Origin of the sequence: Moorena producens PAL-8-15-08-1 (assembly GCF_001767235.1) — a bacterium.
Lineage (GTDB): Bacteria > Cyanobacteriota > Cyanobacteriia > Cyanobacteriales > Coleofasciculaceae > Moorena > Moorena producens_A.
In genome coordinates this window covers 8,405,127-8,430,917 of the sequence record NZ_CP017599.1, presented here as the reverse complement: position 1 = coordinate 8,430,917, position 25,791 = coordinate 8,405,127, and the positions used below count along the sequence as shown (strand labels likewise).

21 protein-coding genes are annotated in these 25,791 nt (G+C 43.6%); 13 read left to right on the top strand and 8 right to left on the bottom strand.

Annotated elements, in window-relative coordinates; translation table 11 throughout:
* Together recG and BJP34_RS41395 are read right to left on the bottom strand one after the other, a co-directional pair.
* A complete protein-coding gene (gene recG / locus BJP34_RS30865) occupies window positions 1-2,487 on the bottom strand; it encodes an ATP-dependent DNA helicase RecG (protein WP_070395644.1) in 2,487 nt (828 codons plus the stop codon).
* 65 nt (window positions 2,488-2,552) lie between these two features.
* Window positions 2,553-3,497 (bottom strand): hypothetical protein, encoded by a 945-nt coding sequence (locus BJP34_RS41395; RefSeq protein WP_149031270.1) that lies wholly within the window; start codon window positions 3,495-3,497, stop codon window positions 2,553-2,555.
* 1,063 nt (window positions 3,498-4,560) lie between these two features.
* On the opposite strand from BJP34_RS41395, the gene BJP34_RS30855 reads away from it, so the two are divergent.
* The 6 genes from BJP34_RS30855 (at window position 4,561) to BJP34_RS45855 (ending at window position 9,728) form a co-directional block, all read left to right on the top strand.
* Window positions 4,561-6,039, top strand: a complete 1,479-nt coding sequence (locus tag BJP34_RS30855) for an ammonium transporter (RefSeq protein WP_149031474.1) — start codon at window positions 4,561-4,563, stop codon at window positions 6,037-6,039.
* Window positions 6,040-6,173: 134 nt separating this feature from the next.
* Entirely contained in the window at window positions 6,174-7,043 is an 870-nt protein-coding gene (locus BJP34_RS30850; protein WP_070395642.1) for a GDSL-type esterase/lipase family protein, read from the top strand.
* Window positions 7,044-7,180: 137 nt separating this feature from the next.
* Window positions 7,181-8,389, top strand: coding sequence for a 4-hydroxy-3-methylbut-2-enyl diphosphate reductase (locus BJP34_RS30845; protein ID WP_070395641.1), 1,209 nt, complete (start codon window positions 7,181-7,183; stop codon window positions 8,387-8,389).
* Window positions 8,390-8,758: 369 nt separating this feature from the next.
* A complete protein-coding gene (locus tag BJP34_RS30840; protein WP_070395640.1) occupies window positions 8,759-9,109 on the top strand; it encodes a DUF433 domain-containing protein in 351 nt (116 codons plus the stop codon).
* Window positions 9,106-9,471, top strand: coding sequence for a DUF5615 family PIN-like protein (locus BJP34_RS30835; RefSeq protein WP_070395639.1), 366 nt, complete (start codon window positions 9,106-9,108; stop codon window positions 9,469-9,471). Before BJP34_RS30840 ends, BJP34_RS30835 begins: the two co-directional genes overlap by 4 nt.
* A 104-nt stretch (window positions 9,472-9,575) precedes the next feature.
* A complete protein-coding gene (locus BJP34_RS45855; RefSeq protein WP_168166533.1) occupies window positions 9,576-9,728 on the top strand; it encodes a hypothetical protein in 153 nt (50 codons plus the stop codon).
* Here BJP34_RS45855 and BJP34_RS30830 read toward each other — a convergent pair.
* On the bottom strand, window positions 9,667-10,842 hold the full coding sequence (locus tag BJP34_RS30830) for an LptF/LptG family permease (RefSeq protein WP_324610981.1): 1,176 nt from the start codon (window positions 10,840-10,842) through the stop codon (window positions 9,667-9,669). The genes BJP34_RS45855 and BJP34_RS30830 overlap by 62 nt on opposite strands.
* A 257-nt stretch (window positions 10,843-11,099) precedes the next feature.
* On the opposite strand from BJP34_RS30830, the gene BJP34_RS30825 reads away from it, so the two are divergent.
* On the top strand, window positions 11,100-12,818 hold the full coding sequence (locus tag BJP34_RS30825) for an ArnT family glycosyltransferase (RefSeq protein WP_229424108.1): 1,719 nt from the start codon (window positions 11,100-11,102) through the stop codon (window positions 12,816-12,818).
* 28 nt (window positions 12,819-12,846) lie between these two features.
* On the opposite strand, the gene BJP34_RS30820 is transcribed toward BJP34_RS30825, so the two are convergent.
* The 3 genes from BJP34_RS30820 to BJP34_RS30810 all read right to left on the bottom strand — a co-directional run bounded on the left by BJP34_RS30820 (window position 12,847) and on the right by BJP34_RS30810 (window position 14,819).
* Window positions 12,847-13,137, bottom strand: coding sequence for a hypothetical protein (locus BJP34_RS30820; protein WP_070395638.1), 291 nt, complete (start codon window positions 13,135-13,137; stop codon window positions 12,847-12,849).
* A 292-nt stretch (window positions 13,138-13,429) separates the two neighbouring features.
* Complete coding sequence (locus tag BJP34_RS30815) at window positions 13,430-13,924, bottom strand: DUF1772 domain-containing protein (protein ID WP_070395637.1); 495 nt, start codon at window positions 13,922-13,924, stop codon at window positions 13,430-13,432.
* A gap of 265 nt (window positions 13,925-14,189) precedes the next feature.
* Window positions 14,190-14,819 (bottom strand): NAD(P)-dependent oxidoreductase, encoded by a 630-nt coding sequence (locus BJP34_RS30810; RefSeq protein ID WP_070395636.1) that lies wholly within the window; start codon window positions 14,817-14,819, stop codon window positions 14,190-14,192.
* Between the two features lie 170 nt (window positions 14,820-14,989).
* On the opposite strand from BJP34_RS30810, the gene BJP34_RS30805 reads away from it, so the two are divergent.
* The 3 genes from BJP34_RS30805 to clpB all read left to right on the top strand — a co-directional run bounded on the left by BJP34_RS30805 (window position 14,990) and on the right by clpB (window position 19,895).
* The gene (locus BJP34_RS30805; RefSeq protein ID WP_070395635.1) at window positions 14,990-15,862 is read left to right on the top strand and encodes a helix-turn-helix domain-containing protein; all 873 of its coding nucleotides are present in this window, start codon (window positions 14,990-14,992) and stop codon (window positions 15,860-15,862) included.
* 199 nt (window positions 15,863-16,061) lie between these two features.
* Window positions 16,062-16,772, top strand: a complete 711-nt coding sequence (locus BJP34_RS30800) for a Uma2 family endonuclease (RefSeq protein WP_070395634.1) — start codon at window positions 16,062-16,064, stop codon at window positions 16,770-16,772.
* A gap of 450 nt (window positions 16,773-17,222) precedes the next feature.
* A complete protein-coding gene (clpB, locus tag BJP34_RS30795; RefSeq protein WP_070395633.1) occupies window positions 17,223-19,895 on the top strand; it encodes an ATP-dependent chaperone ClpB in 2,673 nt (890 codons plus the stop codon).
* A 334-nt stretch (window positions 19,896-20,229) separates the two neighbouring features.
* Here the strand turns inward: clpB and BJP34_RS30790 are convergent, their stop codons facing one another.
* Window positions 20,230-21,792, bottom strand: a complete 1,563-nt coding sequence (locus BJP34_RS30790) for an MBOAT family O-acyltransferase (protein ID WP_070395632.1) — start codon at window positions 21,790-21,792, stop codon at window positions 20,230-20,232.
* Window positions 21,793-22,001: 209 nt separating this feature from the next.
* The gene (locus BJP34_RS44850) at window positions 22,002-22,172 is read right to left on the bottom strand and encodes a hypothetical protein (protein ID WP_158517556.1); all 171 of its coding nucleotides are present in this window, start codon (window positions 22,170-22,172) and stop codon (window positions 22,002-22,004) included.
* Window positions 22,173-22,321: 149 nt separating this feature from the next.
* Here BJP34_RS44850 and hpsE point away from each other — a divergent pair, with 149 nt between their 5' ends.
* From hpsE to BJP34_RS30775, 3 genes are all read left to right on the top strand, one after another.
* A complete protein-coding gene (gene hpsE, locus BJP34_RS30785) occupies window positions 22,322-23,353 on the top strand; it encodes a hormogonium polysaccharide biosynthesis glycosyltransferase HpsE (RefSeq protein WP_229424107.1) in 1,032 nt (343 codons plus the stop codon).
* Between the two features lie 226 nt (window positions 23,354-23,579).
* Complete coding sequence (locus BJP34_RS30780) at window positions 23,580-24,575, top strand: glycosyltransferase family 2 protein (RefSeq protein ID WP_070395631.1); 996 nt, start codon at window positions 23,580-23,582, stop codon at window positions 24,573-24,575.
* 152 nt (window positions 24,576-24,727) lie between these two features.
* Window positions 24,728-25,717 carry a glycosyltransferase gene (locus BJP34_RS30775; protein WP_070395630.1) on the top strand — a complete coding sequence of 330 codons (990 nt, stop codon included), beginning with the start codon at window positions 24,728-24,730 and terminating at the stop codon, window positions 25,715-25,717.
* The last annotated feature ends 74 nt before the right edge of the window (window positions 25,718-25,791 follow it).

The window sequence follows — 25,791 nt, the reverse complement described above, 5'->3', positions numbered from 1 at the left end:
TTAAGTCATAATCGTCCCATCCATTAACCACTGATACCGATACTCTAACTCAACTTTCATTAAAGGGTAATTCTCCAATATCTCATCCTGAAGAATAATCTTTTCGGCTGCATCCCGGGCCAAAGTTAATACCTCTTGGTCTTCTACCAAACTAGCTAGAGCAAAATCTGCTAACCCAGATTGGCGCTTACCTAAAACTTCCCCAGGACCACGAAAACGCATATCCATTTCAGAGATAAAAAAGCCATCTTGGGACTGTTCTAATACCCCCAAACGTTGTCTTGCTGTTTCAGTATTAGAACCACTGACTAAAAGACAATAAGATTTGTCAGAACCTCGACCGACACGACCCCGTAATTGGTGTAACTGAGATAACCCAAACCGTTCTGCATTTTCAATCATCATTACAGTAGCATTGGGTACATCCACACCCACTTCAATCACGGTAGTTGAAACAATAATTTGGCTCTTGTTATCCCGAAAAGCACTCAGTGCTTTATCTTTATCGGCTGAACTCATCCGACCATGAAGTAACCCAACTTTAAATTCTGGAAATATACTTTCAGAAAGTCGTTTATGCTCCTCGATTGCTGAGCGTAAATCTAATTTTTCCGATTCTTCAATTAAGGGCAATACCATATAGGCTTGCCGTCCTTGAGCCACTTCTCGACGAATCAGGTCATAGGCATGTTTCCTCTCTTTAGCCCTTAGCACAGTGGTCTGAATCTTCTGACGACCAGGGGGCAATTCATCAATCTGACTCACATCCAAATCCCCGTGGAGGGTTAGCGCTAGGGTTCTGGGAATTGGTGTGGCGGTCAGAGTCAGCACATGGGGAGATTGACCTTTTTCCTGTAAACGAGCCCGTTGCTTTACCCCAAAGCGATGCTGTTCATCAATCACCACTAAACCCAAATTGTTGAAGTTCACTGGGTCTTGAATCAAAGCATGGGTTCCGACCAACAAAGGAAGTTCTCCTGTTTCTAGCTCGGAATGAATTTTTCGACGCTTGGAAACTTTAGTGGAACCTGTTAGTAATTCAACGGGAAGGTGTAGTAAATTGAACCAATTTACTAACTTACGATAGTGCTGTTCAGCTAATACTTCAGTAGGAGCCATCAAAGCGGCTTGGTACCCCGATTGGATGGCGGCTAGAATAGCATAAACTGCCACAATAGTTTTACCGGAACCAACATCTCCTTGGACCAACCGATTCATGGGTGTCTCTGATTCCATATCCTTGAGAATTTCATTGATGACTCGTGTCTGAGCCCCAGTTAATTCAAAAGGAAGCAGTTGATTAAATTGGTCAAAGAGTTTACCAATCGGAGCCATGACCGCACTGCTTTGACTTTTACGCTGAGCTTGGCGGCGCTTGAGAAATCCTAGCTGTAAGTAGAAAAATTCATCAAAGACTAAGCGCCTTCTGGCATCAGCAAGGGTGTCTGCATCTTGGGGAAAATGAATGTTTGCGATCGCATCACAGACCCCCATCAACCCATATTCTTTACGAAAGGTTACTGGCAAGGGTTCCTTAATCAAAGAGGTGTAGGGAAGTGCAGCAATTATTGCCCGCCTGACCAAGTCAGCTGGCACCCCTTCTGTTAGGGAATAAACCGGTACAACTCGACCTATTTTCATCGAGTCAATGCTACCCCCTGGATGCTCTAATACTTCCAGTTCCGGGTCTTCTAGGGTAATCCCATATTTATTTTTCTTTACCAAACCCGAAGCAGCTACCACTGCTCCCACTGGATACCGCCGCTTTTGTTGATACTGCCAGCTACGATTACTGTAACGAAAGCCAGCAAAAAAACGACTGAGCTTAATTTGACCAGTAGAGTCTTTTAAGACTATATCTAAAATAGTTAATTTTTTATTACGGGGGCTACTGAAGCAGTTACAGCGCTTCACCGTACCCATGATAGTGACTGTTTCACCAGGTACTAAGTCAGCCATATTAACCTGACGGGCATAGTTAATATGATCACGGGGGTAGTAATAGAGCAAGTCACGCACTTTGTGCAGACCCAGACGTGCTAAATACTGACTGTTTTTACTACCCACCGCTGCCAACTTAGCCAGTGGTAGGTCAAGGTTTTTTTTACTACCAAGCTCTGAGGATGCCTGTTGTTTCTCCACCAAGGGCTTGGTTTTAGGCACTCTGACCATAGGATGTTCTGTTTGAGATTGATCTTCAACTAAACGGCGTTGAGTGTTCTGCTTGAGGTCGTTGAGAAAGCGGCGAGTCTCAGCTACCAGATGTTGCCTTTGCTGTAGCGTCATCTGAGAATAACGGGCAAACTGATTGCCGATGTCCTGCCAACGCCGTTTCTCAGTTGATGTTAGGACATTAGGAGTCTTACCAAAACTGAGGCAGAGGAATTCACTAAAGCGGTATTGATTCCCTTCCAAATCAGTAAAGCCAACTCTTGCTTCTACCGACAGGGCTTTTTGCAATCGCACCCAATCTGGTAATTCGGTCATTGGTCATTGGTAACTAGTCATTGGTAATTAGTGATTGGTAATTAGTCATTGGTAATTCCCTAAGTTTAATCCTCAAACCAGCTGGCACGCCATGCTGCTTCAGCTTGAGCTACTGCCTTTTGCCGTTGTTTTTTGTAATACTCTCGCTTCAGTTGACTCATTTTAGCTAATAGATCTCTGATTTTATTACGTCCAGGGGTCAAGTTAGGGTCTGCAAATTCTATTTCAGATAAGCGCAGCTTAATGGCAATAATACGGGTTAATCTGGATTCATCTGTTTCTCCATCACCTTTAGTTTCCATCATTATTTTGATAATATTGGGGGATTCAGCCGTTTCGATCGCAGATGCTTCGACTTTTGCCGCTGCTTCTAGGATTTCTTGGGGAAATTTGTCTGGTATAATCGAGTGTTTATGCAAGAGCCGATTGCTTTCCACAGAGACATCTTGAATAGTTTTGGTGATCCCACTCTCTAGGTGCTTAAGCCATTGCTCCAGTTTCTCTATGCTATTTCGTGGTTTACTGGTCAACTCAGCTGCTGGTGATGGCTCCCTTAGAGCATTCAAGAATCGAGAGTCTTCTGTAGATGAAGGCATTTCCGAGTCCTGATCCAAGTCCTGATCCGAGTCCTGATCCGAGTCCTGATCCGAGTCCTGATCCAAGTCTTGATTCAAGTCCTGATCCGAGTCCTGATCCAAGTCCTGATCCAAGTCATCAGTAGTAGCTGACCTTGACTCTTGCCACTGTTCTAGGAGTGATGGCAACTTTTGTTGAGTCTCTTGAGCCAGCTTTCGTAGGGATTGCTGTAACTGTTGCCGACTGTTAACCGACAAATTTAGAAAAGACTCAGGATACCCTTGAGTACAAATCCGATAGGAAGCCATAATCAGCTGTTGCCCCACGCATTCACCTAAAAAGGTCAAATAGTTAAAGTAGGTTGATTGGAATTCCTTTGCCAAATGGGTGATGGCTTCCTCTAACGCTGCCAATTCCTGGTCAATTCGATTCACTGGTGTTATCTATACAATTCCATAGCTAATCCGTTGAGCATATCAAATACATGCCTACTCTACAGTATGCCCATTTTTATAGTTGTACCATGATCGGCTTCTATCCGTAGGAGTGTCAAATTCTGGTTCGGCCAACTCCACAGCCAATTAGATCCCCAACTAGACGTTGCATCTGCCTAGTTTTAAATACTCTCATTTTTTTTAAAAAAAAGTATCTATTGATACAGAATCATCCCAAAAAAAGATCTTAGATCAAAACACCTCAAAGACAAAGCGATCAATTAGTCAATCACCCCACCTGATCCGAAAGGATGTAAGTGGGGTTGATTAAACGTAAGACTTTCTTAGAGTTGACTAGTCCACTGAGTGTTTAGCTATAGAATTACCCAGTTCGGATTATCGGCAAACTTTCGTGAGCATTAGTGCGTGGTAGTTGGGACATCTTGCTAAAGCCTAGGGGAATAATCACTTTTACACGAAAGGTTGATCACCCTGTATCGTGTACCAATATTATCCAAATTGCTTGATCAATTTTCTACCAATAAAACACGGTTACTCAAACCTAGAACTGGATTAATTTATAAACCGTTAGTGGGAGGTGCAGCATTCGAAGGGGGCTGAGTGGAACCATGTGGCGTTCCCACCTTGAAAGCCTCTGACCCAGGTAACTCTACCAGTGTACGGGGTCTATCCTGCGGCAATAATATTTAATGAAATATTTCATTAAATAATGCTTTAATTCCCTTGACTATAGTCCCAGTTATTTGTAGGGTTTTGTCTTAAGACAAGGCTTTAGCTGAAGAAACTACCTGATGACTAGCTCAGCCAGGAGTCTAGCATCTAGCAATCAGGTATGTAAAGGTAGCAGGGTGACGTCAGGATGAGTCCTTGAAAAAGGATGGACTCTTAGGTTTCGGTGGCTAATTTGAGAATTTGTTTTCTGAAGTTTCTCAGTGTGAGGAAGTGTATCTAAATCAGAGGTAAGTTAACGCTTATTATGTCAATTTCAAAATCTCAGCGAACAATGAAAAACAAGGGTACCCTAGTAAGATCTAGGCGACCTATGGCTCACCAAGCCTCCCGCTCATCGTGGGATTCTCCTTATCTAGAGCCATTCAAAGCGATCGCAAAATCGTTTTCCCCTTACTGGCTCGCCTGTATTCCCCTGACAGGGATAATTGTTCTAGTTTGGCATACAGCTGCTGTTGCCCAGGATAGCGCCGGACCTACCCCAGAAGAACTTCAGGGCACTCTTAATGCTATCTGGATATTAGTAGCTGCGATCCTAGTTATCTTCATGAATGCCGGATTCGGAATGCTAGAAACCGGCTTCTGCCGCCAGAAGAATGCGGTTAATATTCTCGCGAAAAACCTAATTGTCTTTGCCTTAGCAACTATTTCGTTTTGGGCAATTGGTTTTTCCTTTATGTTCGGCAAAGGCAACGCATTTATTGGGCTGTCGGGCTTTTTCCTCAGCAGTGAAGACCCCGCTACCTATGGGTTAGATCCATTTCCTGCAGGTCTACCGATAGCCGTATTTTTCCTATTCCAAGCTGCCTTTGCTGGAACTGCTGCCACCATCGTGTCCGGTGCGGTTGCTGAACGGATTAAGTTCCTAGACTTCTTAATTTTCAGCATCCTGATTGTTGGGGTATCCTACTCCATCACTGGACACTGGGTTTGGAGCAGTGATGGTTGGCTTGGTGGCATGGGATTCTCAGACTTTGCTGGCTCAACCGTGGTTCACTCCGTTGGTGGCTGGGCGGCTTTGATGGGAGCTGCCTTCCTCGGACCCCGTAGCGGTAAGTACGAAAACGGTGAACCTCGTGCTATCCCAGGTCACAACATGAGTATTGCCACTCTTGGTTGCTTGATTCTCTGGATCGGCTGGTTTGGCTTCAATCCAGGTTCTGAACTAGCTGCTAGTGAGGCAGTTCCCTATATTGCGGTGACCACTAACCTAGCCGCAGCAGCTGGTGGGATTACTGCTACCTTGACGGCTTGGCTAAAAGATGGTAAGCCAGACCTGTCCATGATCATCAACGGGATTTTGGCTGGATTAGTGGCAATTACGGCTCCCTGTAATAATGTCAGCTATTTCTCAGCAGTTATTATTGGTGCTATTGGTGGCATCATCGTTGTCTTCTCTGTTTCCTTCTTTGACAACATCAAAATTGATGACCCAGTAGGGGCAATTTCAGTCCACTTGGTCAATGGTATCTGGGGAACCCTAGCCGTTGGACTTTTCGCTAAAGATTCAGGTCTGTTTACCGCCGGTAGTGCCGGTCAACTTGGCACCCAAATCCTGGGTATTCTAGCGATTGGGGGCTTCACGGTGCTGTTTAGTGGCATCGTCTGGTTCGTGCTGAAACTAACCCTAGGTATCCGGGTGACACCAGAAGAAGAACTGGAAGGCTTGGATATTGCCGAACACGGTATGGAAGCTTACGCTGGATTTGTTAAGGAATCCAGTGTGATGCCTAGTTCTAGCATGGGTAACTTCAGTAGTACTACAGACATGGCTAGTAGCTCTGAATTTTAGCGTTTTGCTGACATGGCCGATTGCTTTTAACTAGGTTTTGTTAACAGTTGACAGTTAACTGTTAACTGTTAACTGCCAACTGATGGTATTACCTTTGCCCTCAGGGATGTTAGAACAGACATAATGCCAATTTTTTGTTCATTGAGTTGAAGCGTTGTCCACCTTGGGCTTTACTATCCCTTGCTGCCAATGGGTTTATGATTGTGACTCTCATCTGGTTACTACTGGGTGAGTATCACCAGTCAAAGTCAGATCCAGTTAGCCATCCTGTGGTAACTACCCGAATTTTAAATTCTACCCCTGAGCCAGTAATTGAATTAGGGCCACGACACCAGTTAAATTACCAACAATGGCTGGCACTGCTGGAGAAGGAAGCTCAGGTAGTGGCTAATCAACAACCGGAACAGTTAACTGTCCTGTTGGGAGATTCTCTAAGCCTATGGTTTCCCAACAAGCTGCTACCTCCAAAACGCTACTGGCTTAATCAAGGACTGTCTGGGGAAACCTCAGCAGGGTTGCTCAAGCGCTTAGATATTTTGGATCAGACTAAGCCAGAAGCAATTTTTGTGATGATTGGCATCAATGACCTAATTCGGGGGGTCAAGGATGAAGCAATTCTAGAAAACCAACGGCTAACGATTCGCTACTTACGGCGAGCCCATACCGAAACGAAGATTGTCCTTCAATCGATTTTGCCCCATGGTGCTGAACAGGCAACCTGGGAAGGACGCGATCGCTTACTTACTATCCCCAACAGTCGCATCCAAAATCTTAACCAGCAGCTAAAAGCGATCGCTCACGAAGAAGGAGCGATTTATCTAAATCTCTATCCCCTCTTTGCTGATAGTCAGGGCAACCTGCAACCTGAGCTTAGTACCGATGGCTTGCATCTGAGTCCCCAAGGTTACTTAGTGTGGCGCTATGGTTTACAAATCTTTGAGCAACTAATCCTCCAAGAAGGAGTAGGGATTCCTATAGCAAATGGAACAGGGAGTAGGGAGTAGGGAGTAGGGAGCAGGGAGTAGGAAAAAAAATTATCACAATTTATTTAGGATTGCTATAGTAACTAAGATCACGGTTGATTAAAACTAAATTAATAATATTAGCAGTGATTGATAAGTAATTTGCTGAAGATAGCTCAATGGATACAAAAGCTTTCAAGCGCTCACTCCAGAAATCAGATAACTACCACCGTAAAGGATTTGGTCACGAAGCCGAAGTTACCTCTCAGTTGGAATCGGAATATCAAAGCAGTCTGATTGAAGAGATTCGTGCCAAGAACTATCGGCTGCAACAGGGAGATGTGACCATCCGGCTAGCAGAAGCATTTGGCTTTTGCTGGGGTGTGGAGCGAGCTGTAGCCATGGCTTATGAAACCCGCACCCATTTCCCCAGTGAACAGATCTGGATTACTAATGAAATTATTCACAACCCCTCTGTTAACCAGCGCTTGCGGGAAATGTCAGTAAAATTTATTGCTGTTGAGGATGGCCAGAAAGACTTCTCTGTTGTTGGTGCTGGGGATGTAGTGATTTTACCAGCATTCGGTGCTAGTGTTCAGGAAATGCAGCTACTCCACGAGAAAGACTGCAAGATTGTAGATACTACCTGTCCCTGGGTGTCCAAAGTGTGGAACACCGTAGAGAAGCATAAGAAAAAAGAGTACACTTCGATTATTCACGGGAAATATAAACACGAGGAAACCTTAGCAACGAGTTCCTTTGCCGGAAAATATTTAGTGGTAGTGAATCTACAAGAAGCGGAATACGTTGCCAACTACATTCTCAATGGTGGTAACCGGGAGGAATTTCTCGATAAATTTAAAAACGCTATCTCAGCTGGCTTTGACCCAGAGCAGGATTTAGAGCGGATTGGGATTGCCAACCAAACTACTATGCTCAAGACCGAGACCGAACAGATCGGCAAACTTTTTGAGCGCACCATGATGAAGAAATATGGTACGTCTAATTTAAACGATCACTTTCAAAGCTTTAATACCATCTGTGATGCCACCCAAGAACGGCAGGATGCCATGTTGGAGCTAGTGGAAGAAAAGCTAGACTTGATGATTGTGATTGGTGGTTTTAATTCTTCCAATACCACTCACCTGCAAGAAATTGCGATTGAGCGACAACTACCATCCTATCACATTGACAGTGTCAACCGGATTATTTCTGCTGATGAAATCGAGCATAAACCCCTACATCAGGAGGTGGAAGTAGCACGAAATTGGCTTCCCTCTGGTTCGATAGTAGTAGGAGTAACCTCTGGAGCGTCTACTCCTGATCGGGTAGTAGAAGATGTAATCAATAAGATTTTTGAACTTAAGGCTACTGCTGTAGCAGTTTAAGAATAACTGGGATTAGTTAAAATTGAAAATTTCAACTGGTTAATAGCCATTGATAATTTTCAATTTTAACAATTTTGTAAGCATTCAGCTCTAAGCTCATGGGCTAAGCGCACCCTACGCGAACAGCCTAATGCTTACGTGCCTCGATATCGATCCTGGGGATGCTAAAAAACTATTGGATTCTTACCAGGAAAACAATGGTCAAAATTTTGAGTTAGCCCTAGCAATCACGTTTCCATTATAAACGAATAGGTTGACTTAAAAAAAATAATAACGGTAAAATTAAATGTAGTTTACATCTACTTAAAAAGTGTATTCGCGCCTCCTATGTTTCTTTTTTAAAACTTTTTTTATTAATTGCAAATTGCCATGGAAATCCAAGACTACTTTGACTTCCTAGCCTCTGACGACATTCGCATCAAAGGTAGCCGCATTGGTATCGAAAGCGTCCTCTACGAATATATCTACCGCGCCAGAACCCCTGAAGAAATTACCCAACAATTTGACACCATTAGCTTAGAACAGGTTCATGCCACTATTCTCTACTATCTACACAACAAAGAAGAGGTGAGCGCTTACTTAGCTGACTGGCTAGAGTTTTGCCGCCAACAACGAGAAGAACAAAAACAGAATCCTTCTCCTGCACGACAGAGGTTCCGGCAATTGAAAGCAGAAGCCGCTCTGGAGCGAGAGTCATCCCAACCGAAGAGTGCTGTATGACGATCCAATATTTACTGGACGAGCATATCGCCTCCCTTTACCGAACCCAACTGATGCGCCAAGCACCAGAACTTATTGTCAGAAGGATCGGCGATCCAGGCGCTCCTCCTAAAGGAACTCTCGATCCAGAGATTTTAATCTGGTGTGAAATTCATGATTTTATTTTAGTAACAAACAATCGGAAATCTATGCCTAAACATTTAGTAGACCATCTCGCAGAGAGTCGCCACGTACCGGGGATTTTTGTAATCGATCCATCCAATCATATTGGAGAAACCCTCGCAGAGCTAATCATTATTGCTGGAGCTTCCTTTCCCAAGGAATATCAAGACCGAATTGAATACTTACCCTTGAGCGAATAAAAAAACAACAGTGTAACGCACCTGAATGCTTACAGAATTTTAAATTAACATCCAAGGTGATAAATTTAATGTAAGTATTAGGATGAATACTGACGATCGTACTTATGAGGTACAATCAACTTTATTCCCCCTACTCCCTACTCCCTGCTCCCTACTCCCTACTCCCTACTCCCTACTCCCTACTCCCAATTACCATCAACCATTACCCTCCAATCGCCACAACAACCATCCTCCTGCTCCGAAACCGAATAGATTAGGTAACCAGGCGGCTACAATTGGGGAGAGAATTCCCGCTATACCGAAACCTCCGATCACAAAGCTCAGTAAGTAGTAGCCAAAAATTACGATTAAACAGACCCCAAAGCTAGTCCCTTTGCTGATTCGTTTAGGTCGAATACTGATGCTTGCTCCTACTAAGCCAAAGATTAGACAAATAAATGGAAAAGCAATTTTTTGTTGCATCCGCACTTGGAGCATCCGGAGTTTTTTGCGATCGCCAGCTCCCTTTAGCAACTGGATCATTTCTATGGCTTGAAGAATATTCATCTCATAGGGGTCACGGGCTTTAGTGACTAAATCAAGGGGCGCTCTAGGAAATGAAATTTCTTGATGATCAAAGGTTACTATTTTCCGAAAAGAGGTTTTAGGACTAATGAAATAAATTGACCCATGGGAACAATCCCAGGTATTTTGCTTAGAGTTCCAACGGGCTGATTCCGATAGAATAATTTTCTTCAACTTACCCTGATTAGACCACTCCAAGACAGTCAGGTCTTTCATGCTCTGACCATCAAATCGATTTGCGTAGAATAAGCGTTTGAGTGTCTGAGTAGTTGTGCCATTGGGTTGGGGAAAAGTGTGATACTCTGGATAGATAATACCGTTTTCATCGAAAGCGGGTTTTTCCTCATTAAGAGCTTTTTCTAATGTTATAGTTGCCTGGTAGTTAGCGGCTGGAACAATTAATTCATTGAAGAGGAAAGTGATACCCGTGACAATTAGGCTGAGCACCAGAGCAGGGGCAACTAGTCGGTATAAACTCACACCACAGCTGCGTAGGGCAATTAACTCACTGTCATTACTCAAGCGAGAATATGCTATTAGTGTAGCGAGCAGTACTGATATGGGTAAGGCATAGGAAATAAACTCAGGAAACTTCAACAGCACGACTTGGGCAGCAATTGTCCAGGATAGTCCTAACTCAGTGATTTTGACTACCATATCAAACAGGCTACCCACAGCGACACCAATAGATGAAAACCCGCCAACACCAAATAGAAACGGTGGGATGAGTTCAGCAGCGATGTAGCGATCCATCACTGATAAGCTAGGAAAAACAAATTTGAGGAAGTAAGGTTTGCCCAGTTTCACTCTTCTTTAGTGGTTAGAGTTCTAAAAAACATAGAAAGCAATTTCATGGCTTTTGTTGCTAAGTTTTCCCCAATCCAGTAAACCTACCATGTCTTTTATGGGAGTATCTGCAAAATCTAATAATTATCATAATTATGAGGTACACATTATTTGTTTTATCCCTACTCCCTACTCCCTACTCCCTAATCCCTACTCCCTACTCCCTGCTCCCTAAAATCAAGTAATTTGTACCTCATAAAATTAAAAAATAATAGATTATGATGCCTAATGCCCTGAAACGGTTGTCTCAACATCAATTTGTACTTGGTTGGCTGCTAGGGGGGCTACTGTTTCGGTGTATCATTGCTTTTTGGCTTTACCCTGGTATTGATGAAGCCTATTACTATGTCTATACCCTGCATCTAGACTGGAGTTATTTTGATCACCCAGTTTTAGTTGCCCTGACTACTGGCTTTGGGACTTGGATAACGGGAGAGGTTTCCCAATTCACTATTCGTCTGGGTTCCCTGATTTTGTATACAGGTAGCTTATTGCTACTGTATCTGACTAGCACTCATCTATTTAACACCAAAGCGGCTCGATTGACATTAGCGTCCGCTACCATTATTCCGATTTTTCAAATTGGCTTTGGTGTGCTTACCCTACCCGATAGTCCCCTGATATTTTTTTGGTCAGCTAGTTTATTATGTGCTGCTTACGAATTTTTTCCCGTAAGAGCGAAACATTCAAGGAAAAAATTATCTAGTAAACTATCTACTAAACCCAATAGTTTATATTCCAATACTCCACACCCTAACCCCCACACCCTAACCCCTATCTCTGGTTCATACCGACCTAGCTATCGGTTAGCACTCCTAGGTATTTTAGTAGGTTTAGCTTGTCTAGGTAAATATCATGGCTTTGTTTTAGGCTTAGGATTAGTTGGTTTTTGCTTAACGAGTCCACGTCATCGTTGTGCATTATTGTCACCTTGGGCATGGCTAGGTTTAATCTTATTTATCATAACTATTTTTCCAATTTGGTACTGGAATATACAGCATGATTGGATATCGTTTACTTTCCATTTATCCACTCGTTTTCAACCAGAGCCAGAGGTACCTCAGCCGGGCTACAATTGGCTAAATGTATTAGTGATAGTTTTATCTGGGATAGCTTATCTTTTTCCTACGATGGCATTGCCCATGTGGTGGGTGAGTTTGCGATCGCTACTTGCTCAATTTACCGGGTATAGCAAGACATCAACATTGGAGTCAAGATTGATCCTATGGGTATCCCTACCCCTAGTTGTAGGCTTTACCCTCTTAGCAGGATATCACCAAATTTTGCCCACTTGGCCGATGCCAGGATTTTGGGGGATAACCTTACTACTAGGGCAACAGGCGCAACAGTGGCAAATGCGTTCGCCCTTAGGCGGGCACTTTGTGTCATCGCGCCGTTGGGTAAACCGATGGCTAAAGGGTTCAGCCATAGCAATAGCTAGCCTATTATTGTTTGTGCTGCTGCATATCACTACAGGAACACTGCAAAAATCCGGTCACTATGCTTTACTTGGGGGTTTTGTCTCTCCCAAGGATGACCCCTCTAAAGAACTGATTGATATTCAGCAACTGCGACAAGGGTTTGCTGAGTCTCCTGTCCTGAGTGAGGCATTACAAAAGTCTAGCTTTGTCTTTAGCAATGGGTATTATATCAGTGGGATCGTAGCGATGGCCATTAGTCCCCTGACCTCTACACCAATTACCTGCTTGGGAGAGGATATGCGTGGTTTTATGGTCTGGTTCCAGCCTGAGCAATGGTTAGGCAAAAATGGACTATACGTTACTCTGGAGCGATTTCAAGAGTTGACAGATAGCTATCGAGCTTATTTTCAGGAGATCCACGAAATAGGGACAGTGCCGATTCGACGGGCTGGAGCAGTCACAGAGGTTTTCCATGTGTATTGGGCGACTAAGATGGTCAAGCCTTACCCTAGATAAGTGCTCGCATCATTTACAGATCTAGGATTCAAGCTTTTCTCAGTCGCTCTGCACGGACACAGCCTCCCTCCCAATCCCACTTTGGGTCAGATTCATTTGGCTTATATTGCGCCCAAGGATTGCCACTGTGATCCTGATACAAGACTGTAATCTCGGCAGTAGCTCTACTTCCCCAAGGTGCTTTTACTCTAATCTGGTCTTGGCACTGGAAAACTTCACCCTCAGAATTAGTAACGCTCTTGAGTGCGATTTGGGGTTTGCGCTCAATCGGGGGTATTTTTTTGATGACTAATTTTTTTGGCGGCTCAGATGTAGTCAAGTTTCTTGAGGATATTGTAGTATCTATTACTTTCTTCTATTTTAGACGCTAGATACTGGCAAGTCGCAAGGGGGTCGGTTGGCAAGAATCAGGGGTATTGACATCTGAGCTAAAAACATCCATACTTCCAAGCAAATGCCATTATCTATCCTGGCAGGCTATATGGGTACTTTGTATACATAGAAAGCCAAACGAGAAAAAGAGCCTGGAACGAAGCTACACTCCCCTATCGGATGAGTGTAGCTTCGTTCGTCATTCCAAATCGCCCTTTGCGATGGCACTTTGTGCCCGCCTAAGGGCGAACGCAAAGGGCAATTGTAAACAGCATCGCTGCCAAAAATGCTGCTACCGTCCGAACATGGTTCCAAAATGTCCAATCCGTTAGGAATCTTGCCCATAGGGTTGTGGCTTCAGCACTGTCTGGCGTGACGATTGCGAGGGCATCATTCAGGGGGATATTGCACGCGAAGGTAACGCCGATTGTGCCAATCAGATAAAGCAAAGTACCCGCCAACCAATAGACAGCACCTGGTTGATGCGACTGCAACAGTAACGAAATAGTCAGCAATGTGCCAGCAGCAGCAGTTCCCAGAAATGCCAGCATAAACCAGGGATTGATCACAGTAATATTGATCGATTGCATGGTAGCAATACCCTGTGCTGGTGGTTGCTGAGCCAGAGCCTTCATCACAAAGGTCGAAAAGGCGAAGAAGATGCCAGCGGCCAGACCACTGCCGATTGCTGTTAACAGCATTAGAGAAAAACGGAAATTGTGAACAGTTACCATAAAGCCTCCTGGGAATTTTCGTGTTATTTCACAGTGTTTAATATCTAAGCGGTCAGCGGTCAGCGGTCAGCGGTCAGCCTATTTGATTCAAAAGCACCTCAAGTAAGGTGGAACAGGCTTCTAGCCTGTGAATCTATAGGCATAAATTGTTCGGTGTAGCTTGGCCATAGGGCTTTCGCAGATAGCTGTTCGGTGTAGCGTCCGTGTAGGACATTAGCTGAATGCTGATCGCTGAATGCTGAATGCTGATCGCTGAATACTTACTTCAATAGGACAAACTTGGTGTCTTGTGAATATACTTGTCATCTGCCAGTTGCTTCACTATGAAGTCAGCGACATCAGCACGAGAAATTTTGAGTTTTGATGTCTTATCGTTACTTGGAAATCCGTGTCGATATTTGCCAGTGCGATTCCCATCTACAAAGGCTCCAGGACGAACAATTGTCCAGTCTAGACCGCTTTGCAAAACATAGTTCTCTTGCCTTTGATGATCAGCAAACACGTTCCGTAACAGGAATCCAAACATGATATACTTCCAGAAAAAGTTAAGATTTTCCCAACTATCTCCGGCTCCAAGAGTTGATTGGCAGATAAAGCGTCGGATTCCTGCTTTATCCATAGCTTGGATAATCTGTTGTGTCCCCTCTGACCGGATTGTCCCTGTCATCTTCTGACCTGCTCCGAGTACACACACCACGGCTTCTTGACCTTGTACGGCCTTCTCCACTGATGGCAGATCCATGACATCCCCCTGAACAACCTTGAGATTAGCGTGGTTGATATCTAGCTTTGCGGGATTGCGTGCAAATGCTGTAACCCTGTGTCCCTGCTCAAGAGCCTGTTCCACAACCTGACGACCTGTAGCACCGGTTGAACCGAAAATAAGTATATTCATCTTCTTGATACTTTCTGCTTAACAATCACCCTTACAGCTTAGAAAGGCGATTGATGCTAAGCTGTCTAATTCCTGTGGTACTATCACAATCTTGCGATGGCTTTTCACGTTTTTGCTGGAAACTAGCCCAACCTGAATATAATCAGAACTAGACGCACTGGACTTGGATTATGAAAAATCCTGCTATCCAACAGCCTGAAACCAATGGCTTATCCCAGAAGTCTCGCCAAACACAAAGCTGGGAGCATATTCGAGTCCAACACTTCCAACATCCTGCTGGAGAGGGAAATTGTCATTACAATGATGAGCATACCCTTTCTATCTCCCTTGCTCCTCGTCCCGTTCGCTTGCTCCAAATTCAGGCCGGGAAAACCTACACAGGGCTGTATAAAAAAGGAGACATGTCCATTACCCCTGCCAAGACACCGTTTTTTGCTCGGTGGGACAGTGATGATAATTACTTGCAGATTCGCCTTAAATCTCAGTTTATTCAAAGCGTTGCTAGAGAAACCCTTGAACAGAATCCCGATCGGCTAGAATTACTACCTGAATTTCGGACTCGCAATCCACAGATTGAAGCGATCGCAATCATGCTACTTACTGAACTTCAACAGGAATCTTCAGGCAGCACACTTTATATTGATTCTTTGGCTAACGTCTTGGCAGTGAATTTACTGAGGCAGCACGCAGCTACCAAACCTCAGTTGCCAATTTACCAGGGTGGCTTACCCCTGCGTCAACTCCAGCGAATTATAGATTATATTGATACACATTTAGATCAAGATATTAAACTGGCAGAATTAGCTCGATTGCTAGACATGAGCCAATTTCATTTCAGCCGTCTATTTAAGCAGTCAATCGGCATGTCTCCCTACCAATACTTGATTCAGCAACGGGTAGAACGGGCGAAGCAGTTGTTGAAAGAAAAAGACCGATTAATTGTGGACATTGCCTTAGAGTGTGGGTTCAACAGCCACAGCCACTTAAGCAAACAGTTTCGACAATTTACGGGCATCACACCGACAGCATACAGAGCACATTAGTCCTCTTCTCGTGAGTATCCCCTTCGGAAACTAACTCTAGCAATTATCATAATCATGAGGTACACAGGATGTTTAACCACTCCCTCCATAATAGCACCCGGGATTAACACTCCCAAAAATATTTTTACTGCTCCCTGCTCCCTGCTCCCTGCTCCCTAAAATCCAATAATTAGTACCTCATAGACTTGATAAATGCTAGATGATACAGTATGACCCATTGCAGTATTTACCCTCTGCAGAAGAGCTACCAGATTCCGACGATACCCCTGTGGATAATGAATTACAAATCCTAATTCCCACTCTTTTAAGAGCAGTACTATCTTGGCTGTGGTCAGAGCGCCAAGATTGGTTCCTAGGGGTCAACATGGGAGTTTACTATAAACCTAAAGAACCGGCTATTGTCCCTGATGGTTTCCTAAGTCTAGGGGTAGTGCGACGTAAGAGTGCAAAGGGAAGGCTCAGCTATGTGCTATGGGAAGAAAATTATATCGTTCCCCAATGGGTGTTAGAAGTAGTTTCTCAAACCCCAGGGGGTGAGTATGACCAGAAGCTGGAAAAATACGCTCAACTAGGAGTACTTAATTACACCATTTATAACCCCCACCATTGGCGACGGGATAAGCATGAGCCGTTTGAGGTGTATCGCTTGGTAGACGGGGAATATATCAGACAATCCGGTGAACTGATAGAGATACCAGAACTAGGCTTGTTAATTGGACCAGAACAAGGGATATACCAGGGATGGCAACGAGAGTGGTTATACTGGTACGATGATCAAGGAAATCGCTTATTGACACCAGAGCAAATTGCATACCATGAACATCAACGAGCTCAACAGGAACATCAACGAGCTCAACGGTTAGCGGATTATCTTAAAACAATGGGGATTGATCCAGACACCCTACCGTGAATGGGAATCCTAACCGTCAACCTTTGATCAACCTTTGATTGATCATAATCTACCGTTGATTAATTTCAAACCCGACTTTCCGGATAGAGGGTAAAAGGGCTAGCCACTGTTGACGATTTTCTCCAAATATCTTGCAGTATATACAAAAAAAGGAACCAGTATGTTAGAATTTGATTAGTTTTATAGTGTCATTGAAAACATTCTGGTTCCTTGAATTGAAGCCGAAAACCAAAGCAAACCATGATAGTGGTTGCGTTTTCTATTAAACACAGATAATAGCGCCAAGAGCGGAACAAAACCGATCTTGGCCTTGGGAGATACCCCCTGGCTGCTTAAGCAGCTTGCATTAGTGGGCTAAAATCTGCAAAGTAGATTTTGGTAGCTAAAAAGTATCGGATTGCTATACTAACCACAGCATAGATGGTAAAAAAGCGAGATTTGTTGTAGGATATGCAGCCCACTGACGCCAACAAGTTTACAGATAAAGCCTGGGAAGCGATTGTTAAATCTCAAGATGTCGCCCGTCGCTGCAAAAATCAACAGCTGGAAGTCGAACACGTTGCGATCGCATTGTTGGAACAAGATGGGCTACCCAATCGGATTCTATCCCGTGTCACTGTTGATGTTAACCGGTTTCAGCAACAACTGGAAAATTTTGCGACGCGCCAACCTAAAGTCGCTAACCTAGACCAATTGTACCTGGGTCGTGGTTTGGATGTGATGCTCGATAATGCGGAAGCCTATCGCAAGACTTTGGAGGATGAGTATATTGCAGTAGAACATCTGTTACTGGGTTTAGCGGTGGATGAACGGGTAGGACGCCGCTTGCTCAAAACCTATAACCAGGATGCCGCCAAGCTCGAAGAGGCCATTAAAGCCATCCGAGGCTCTCAAAAGGTCACAGACCAAAATCCCGAATCCCGTTACGAAGCATTGGAAAAGTACGGGCGGGATTTGACCGAAGCCGCTCAAGCCGGAAAACTTGACCCAGTGATTGGTCGGGATGAGGAAATTCGTCGGGTGGTTCAGGTGCTCTCTCGTCGGTCGAAAAATAATCCCGTGTTGATTGGAGAGCCAGGGGTAGGAAAAACTGCGATCGCAGAAGGACTAGCCCAACGAATTGTGAATGGGGATGTCCCAGAATCCCTGAAAAACCGCCAGCTGATTTCCTTAGATATGGGCAGCTTGATTGCAGGTGCTAAATATCGGGGGGAATTTGAAGACCGACTTAGAGCTGTACTCAGGGAAGTGACCCACTCAGATGGTCAAATTGTCCTGTTTATCGATGAATTGCACACCGTAGTCGGAGCTGGTGCTAGCGGTGGCACTATGGATGCAGGGAATTTACTCAAACCAATGCTAGCTCGGGGAGAATTGCGTTGTATTGGAGCAACTACCCTTGATGAATACCGGAAACATATTGAAAAGGATGCTGCTCTAGAACGTAGGTTTCAGCAAGTCTATGTTAAGCAACCAACTGTAGAAGACACCATTTCGATTTTGCGGGGACTCAAAGAACGCTATGAAGTCCATCACGGGGTTAATATAACCGACTCAGCCTTGGTAGCAGCAGCTACCTTATCCCAGCGCTATATTACTGACCGATTTTTACCCGATAAAGCCATTGATTTGGTAGATGAGGCCGCAGCCAAAATCAAAATGGAAATTACCTCCAAGCCAGTGGAATTGGAAGCGACTGACCGCAGGCTGATGCAGCTGGAAATGGAAAAGTTATCTCTAGAAGGGGAAGATAAGCGAACTAGTACCACCACCGCCACCTATAGTTCTGCCCAAGAACGGTTAGAGCGCATTGAAAAAGAAATATTGGTTTTACGGGGAAAACAGGAACAACTCAATAAACAATGGCAATCGGAAAAGCAACTTTTACAAGACATCAGTGCCTTAAAAGAGGAAGAAGAACACTTAAGGGTACAAGTGGAACAGGCAGAACGGAATTATGACCTGAATAAGGCAGCCCAGCTAAAATATGGCAAATTAGAAGCTTTACAGCGGGACCGGGAAGCCAAAGAGAGTATGATGTTGGAACTCCAATCCGGGGGTACTGCTATGTTGCGAGAACAAGTCAGTGAATCCGATATTGCCGAAATTGTGGCTAAATGGACCGGTATTCCCCTGAAGCGATTGCTGGAATCAGAGCGCCAGAAGTTATTACAGCTGGAAGGACATTTACATAAACGGGTGATTGGGCAAACAGAAGCCGTTGCTGCTGTAGCTGCTGCCATTCGTCGCGCTAGAGCAGGGATGAAAGATCCCGGGCGTCCCATTGGTTCCTTCTTGTTTATGGGACCAACTGGGGTCGGTAAAACCGAATTAGCTAGAGCACTGGCACAGTTTCTGTTTGACAGCGAAGAAGCTCTGGTGCGGATTGATATGTCCGAGTATATGGAAAAACACGCAGTTTCTCGGTTAGTAGGTGCCCCACCAGGATATGTAGGGTATGAAGAAGGAGGACAACTGTCAGAGTCCGTGCGTAGGCGTCCTTACTCAGTAGTATTGCTCGATGAGGTGGAAAAGGCACACCGGGATGTATTTAACATTTTGTTACAGGTACTTGACGACGGACGAATTACCGACTCCCAAGGCAGAACCGTCGATTTCCGGAATACCATTATTGTCATGACCAGCAATATTGGCAGTGAGCATATTTTGGGAGTAGCTGGGGATGATTCCAAGTATGAAGAAATGCGCAAACGAGTGACAGAGTCCTTGCGATCGCATTTTCGCCCAGAATTTGTCAACCGGGTCGATGATGTGATCATATTCCATACCCTAACCAGGGATGAATTGCGGAAAATTGTCGGGATTCAACTCAAACGGATTGAGCGGCTGTTGGCAGAGCAAAAGATTACTCTGGCAATGTCCGAGCAAGCTCAAGATTATCTGACCGACGCTGGATATGATCCCGTCTATGGTGCTCGTCCCTTGAAGCGGGCAATTCAGCGGGAGTTAGAAAATCCCATTGCTACTAAGATTTTAGAAAATATGTTTATCGAAGGGGATACCATTTTCATTGATTGTGGAGATCAGGGGCTTACATTTAGTAATAAACCACCCAGCAAACCAGTAACAGCTAGTGAATCAGTTGTTCCAGCGGTTAGTTAAGAGCAGGGAGCAGGGAGCAGGGAACAGAGGGAATAGTTTGCGTTACCTCCGTAAGCATTCAGCGCTCAGCGGTCAGCGCTCAGCGGTCAGCGCTCAGCCGTCAGCCGTCAGCCGTTAGCTAAAAGCTCACGCTATGCGAACAGCCGTCAGCTTATTTTATTAAAAAGCACCGATTGCGCTACGCTCATGCTGCGCGAACAGTAGCCTGGTAATAGACCCAAACCTGATAGCTGATAGCTGATAGCTGATAGCTGATAGCTGATAGCTGATAGCTGATAGCTGATAGCTGATAGCTGATAGCTGATAGCTGATAGCTGATAGCTGATAGCTCACCTTAAAACTGGAAGTAAAGAAATTCGGAAACTCTGTTAAGAGACAGTAGGCAAAATGTAGCGATTAAGCCAATACCTGTTGCCCAGTACCAGCTAGGCTTGAAGTGTTTCATGATTTGCTGGGTATTAGGCAAAAAGGTAACCCCTAGGATTAGTCCGAATAGTACCATAAAGGTCTTTTCTAACCCTATAGGTGGCAGAAGACGTTTCATATCTTGCCACTCCTGAAATTGGATGCCTAAGGGGGTTAACCAACCCAAGGTATTTTGATAAGTAGTAGGCAAGATAACGCCCTTGAGTCCTACCATTGCCTGTAATATTCCTAGACCATCACTAATACTAGTTGCCCGAAACAATACCCACGTACTTACCACTGCTAAAAATGTCAGCATCCAGGCTAGAATTTTTGGCATGGATAGCTTCATTTGCCGCCAGCTATGATTAATTACCAAAAATAAGCCATGGAGTCCCCCCCAAATCACAAATGTCCAGCCAGCACCATGCCACAATCCTCCCAGAAGCATTGTGGCTAATAAGTTACCATATTGACGTAGACGACCGCGACGATTACCACCAAGAGGAATATAGAGGTAATCCCGGAGAAAATTGGACAAAGTGATGTGCCAACGTCGCCAAAAGTCACTGATAGATGTCGCTTTGTAGGGGGAATTAAAGTTAATCGGTAGCTGGATATTTGTGATTAATCCTAAGCCAATTGCCATATCAGAGTAGCCGGAAAAATCGAAATACAGTTGAAAGGTATAACTCAATGCCCCAACCCAGGCTTCTACAAAGCTGAGTTGGTCAGTATTGTTAAAAATAGTGGCTACCCAGGGGGATAGATTATCTGCGATCGCAACTTTTTTACCTAAACCTAGGATAAAGAGGCTCAGCCCCATTCCCATGTTTTTCCAGGAAAACAGGCTATTGCGTAACTTCTCAAACTGGGGCAATAGTTCATCGTAACGGAGAATTGGACCGGCTATCAGTTGGGGAAAGAAGGACACAAACAGGCTATAGGTCATAAAATTATACCTACACTTTTTCGTTTCCCCACGATAAGCATCAACAATATAGGCAATTTGGGTAAAGCTATAAAAAGAAATCGCTAAAGGAAGTAAGATTGTTGGAATAGTGATACTTGTGCCTAAAATATAGTTTAATGAATCTACGAAAAAATTAGCATATTTGAAATAGCCCAAAATCGCTAAATTAAAGCAAATACCTATCCAAAGCAGCAGTTTAGTTTGCTGTTTATAACTAATTACTGTAGATACTAGGCTTGAGATTTTATCGGGTTTCTCAGGAGCCGCACTATCCTCTCCACTTCCTTCGTCTAACAGAATTACTAGCTTCTCTATCTGTTTGCCAATGACATAGTTACCACTAATTGAAATTAGCAACAGAGGCAGATAAGTAATTTTCCAATAACCATAAAAAAATAGGGATGCTAACGTCATCCATACCCAGGTTGCTTTAACCACACGGAAGCGACTTAAGCCAAAAAAAACCACCAGGGTAATGGGAAGAAAGCCGAAGATGAAAGCGTATGAGTTGAATAACACGGTAGATGACTCTCGGTAAGTAGTAAATGCTAGGAATATTGCTGTTTTTTAACAGTCAATAGTGAATAGTTAACACTAAATAGTCAAAACGAAACAGTAAACAGTCAACACTAAAGAGTCAACGGTCAACACTCAAAAAATTTTTGGATAAGGGAAAATAATTTTATAAACACCCTGCATGTCCCTTACCTAGTCCGGTGTCAATGGTTCTAGTCAATGACGTCCATCTCAAAGGTTTTTGGGTAAGGGAAAATAATTTTGTAAACACCCTGCATGTCCCTTACCTTGTCTAGACCACGAGTTATATGGGTAAGTTCACCCATGCTGGCCAATGGGATCGCCCTTGAATTCCAGGAAAATACAGTTGTTGATTTTATCATAATTATGATTGAGTGGGTGAAGGAGGTTCTCTCCATCAATCTCAAATCACCAATCAGGATATCTCAGGATATCAAATTATGCTTCTATTAGTTGAGCCAACTTGGCCAATTTGTGGTGATTTCCTAACAAAGCCAAATGAGCTAGTTCTATGTCTGTTGACTTCACTATAGCGATTCCGACCTATAATGGGGCGAAGCGTTTACCATTACTGCTCGAAGGACTGCGATCGCAAACTTTCCTCAACCCCATCAGTTGGGAAATTATTGTTGTTGACAACAATAGTAGCGATGATACTGCCCAGGTTATTCAAGACTATCAAAGCAATTGGGATTTATCTGTCCCCTTAAGATATTGTTTTGAACTCGAACAAGGATCAGCATTTGCCAGGTTGCGAGCTGTCCAGGAGGCTAAAGGTGAATTAATCGGTTTTTTAGATGATGACAATTTACCTGATCCCAACTGGATTGCTGCAGCCTATAGCTTTGGTCAAGAGTATCCTAAGGCAGGAGCCTACAGTGGTCAAATTCACGGTGATTTTGAAGTCGAACCCCCAGAAAATTTTGATCCCATCAAGCAATTTCTGGCAATTCGGGAACATGGACCAAACCCCCATCCCTTTCAACCCGAGCAAATCAGGCTACCCCCAGGAGCAAGCTTAGTCGTTCGTAGACAAGCTTGGCTCGATAGTGTGCCACCTCGTCCCAGTTTGACAGGCAAACTGCCCGGATTATTCGTCCAGGGGGATGATTATGAGCCATTGCTGTATATGTACAAAGCAGGTTGGGAAATTTGGTATAACCCAGCCATGCATAGCTATCATCAGATTCCCCAGTGGCGTCTTCAGAGAGATTACTTACTCACTCTCGCTCGTGGCTGTGGTTTGGCCACATGTCAGCTCCGCCTGATTAATGCTACCTTTTGGCAAAAGCCTATAGTAATTACCAAAACCTTATTGGGAAATTTGCGCCGATTTATCCTACATTTCCTTAAGTATCGAGGACAATTTAAAACTAATCTCATTGCCGCCTTTCAACTAGAATTCTTCTGGGGCAGTTTGATCAGTCCATTTTTTGCTATTAGAAAGCTTTTACAAAATAAGGGAACAGGGAACAGGGAACAGGGAGCAGGGAGCAGGGAGCAGGGAGCAGCGGATCTGGGAACAGTGGAAAATAATAATTGACGCAAACACTATCATAATAATAATTGACATTAAAACTAATGATTATCATTAATGATATTTTGTTTACTATTAATGAAGTACACACAATGATTTTTTAATACTCCCTACTCCCTACTCCCGATTCCCGATTCCCGATTCCCGACTCCCGATTCCCTACTCCCTACTCCCGATTCCCTACTCCCTACTCCCTATTCCCTATTCCCTATTCCCTATTCCCTTTCCTATCATGACCCAAATATCCTTAATTATTCCAGTTAGAAATAGGCAACACTATACTCAGACTATTCTGAGTCAAATTTTTCAGCAACTTCCTAAAGTAAATACTGATAATACCTCAGTTATCTCAGTCATCATAGTAGATGATGGTTCCACAGATGGCACCAGAGACATGATTAGACGTCAATTTCCCAATGTTTACTTAATTGAAGGAGATGGCAATCTCTGGTGGACAGGTGGGATTTGTCTGGGGATGAACTATGCCATAGATAAATTAGACTCGGATTACCTAGTGTGGCTAAATGATGATATCTCTCTATCAGACAATTTCCTTAACAACCTGATTGATAGTTGTCAGTCTCCACTGTACAATAATACAATTGTTGGGGGTATTGTCCGGGATAAAACCTATTCCGATTGGATTGTGTTCAGTGGCATGGATAAAAAACAGCCAATTCGGAGTATGGATTATTTTGCTACAGCAGAGGCTAGGTCAGTCGATACCCTAAATGGTAATATAGCTATCATCCCCAGAACAGTGGTCGATAAAATTGGATTTCCAGATGCTGATAGATTCCGGCATTACGGCGGTGACTTTGAGTTTGTTAGTCGTGCTCATAAATCAGGCTTTAACGTGATTTTGTCAAGTAAACTCCAAGCCACTACGAATTATAATGTCAATGACTTGATTCGTTATATGCCCCCTTTACTACAATGGTATCTCCAACCGGATAAAGCCAAAAGACTAGAGATTTTGAAAGGATTCACTAATTTAAAGTCAAATTATAATATCTGGCATATGGTCAATATAATTTATCAAGACTCACACCATGTCCCTTTCTGGAGGTATGCTATTTCCTATGTTAGGCAAGTTATTAAACTGTTAGTCAGTGATTTTTTACTCAAGAGTAAAACCGAAACAACTCTCAAAACCTATTTGAAGCAGCAAAATGCTCCAGAAGAAACTATTAAGGTGCTGATGAACCATAGAACTAAATCAGTATAGCATTGTCAGCTATCAGCTATCAGCTATCAGCTATCAGCTATCATATTAAACTAAATACTTAAATTTTTTCCTACTCCCTACTCCCTATTCCCTACTCCCTGCTCCCTGCTCCCTACTCCCTACTCCCTTAATGTCAGAACCATGAAATTTAAATGAAGGCCAGCTTAATATCTATAATTATACCAGTTTATAATGACGAAAAAACTATCAAACAGACGATTGAATCGGTTTTAAATCAGACATTTAGTAATTTTGAACTAATTGTCATTGATGATGGCTCCAAAGACTCGACATGGCCAATAATTTCTAGCATCAAAGATGCTCGCTTAAAAATTTTTTCCTATCCCAATGCTGGCGTCAACCGAGCCCGTAATCGTGGATTATCCCATGCTTCAGGTGACTATATTGCGTTCCTAGACGCCGATGATCTCTGGCATCCGGATAAATTAGAGTTCCAGTTAAACGCCTTACAAGCAAACCCCCAAGCCGCCGTTGCCTATAGTTGGACAAATTACATCGATGAATCAGGTCAGTTTTTGCGGCGAGGTAACCATATCACTCTCAATGGTAATGTTTATCCTCAGCTATTGCTAACTGATTTTTTGGAAAATGGTTCTAACGTCTTAATTTGTAGGAAAGCATTTGACACAGTTGGTCAATTTGATGAATCCCTAACTCAGGCAGAAGATTGGCATATGTGGCTGCGGCTCGCAGCTCATTATCCTTTTGTAGCTGTACCATACCCACATATTTTGTATCGAGTCTCTGCTAATTCAGCCTCTTCTGATACTTCCAAGATGGAAGCAGGTTGCTTACAAGTAATTGAACGAGCCTTTGCTGCTGCTCCTGATTCTCTACAATATCTGAAAAAGCACAGCCTCGCTAACTTGTATAAGTACCTAATTTTCAAGGCTCTTGAATCCTCTTCACAACGACACCAAACCCTAGCCGCACTGCGATTTATTGGCCATGCCATCAGATATGATCCAAGCTTTTTACTGACAAGAACTACTTTAAAAGTATTCCTGAAAGTTATCCTATTACTAATTTTACCTGCTCCTCAGTCTACTGCTTTATTAAATCGATTTCCAAAATTATCGAATACTAGCACTATTCTCGGATATCTACGAACAAAACCTTAGACGAGTGTATCGTAAGCAATCAGCAATCAGCAATCAGCAATCAGCATTCAGCATTCAGCATTCAGCTATTAGCT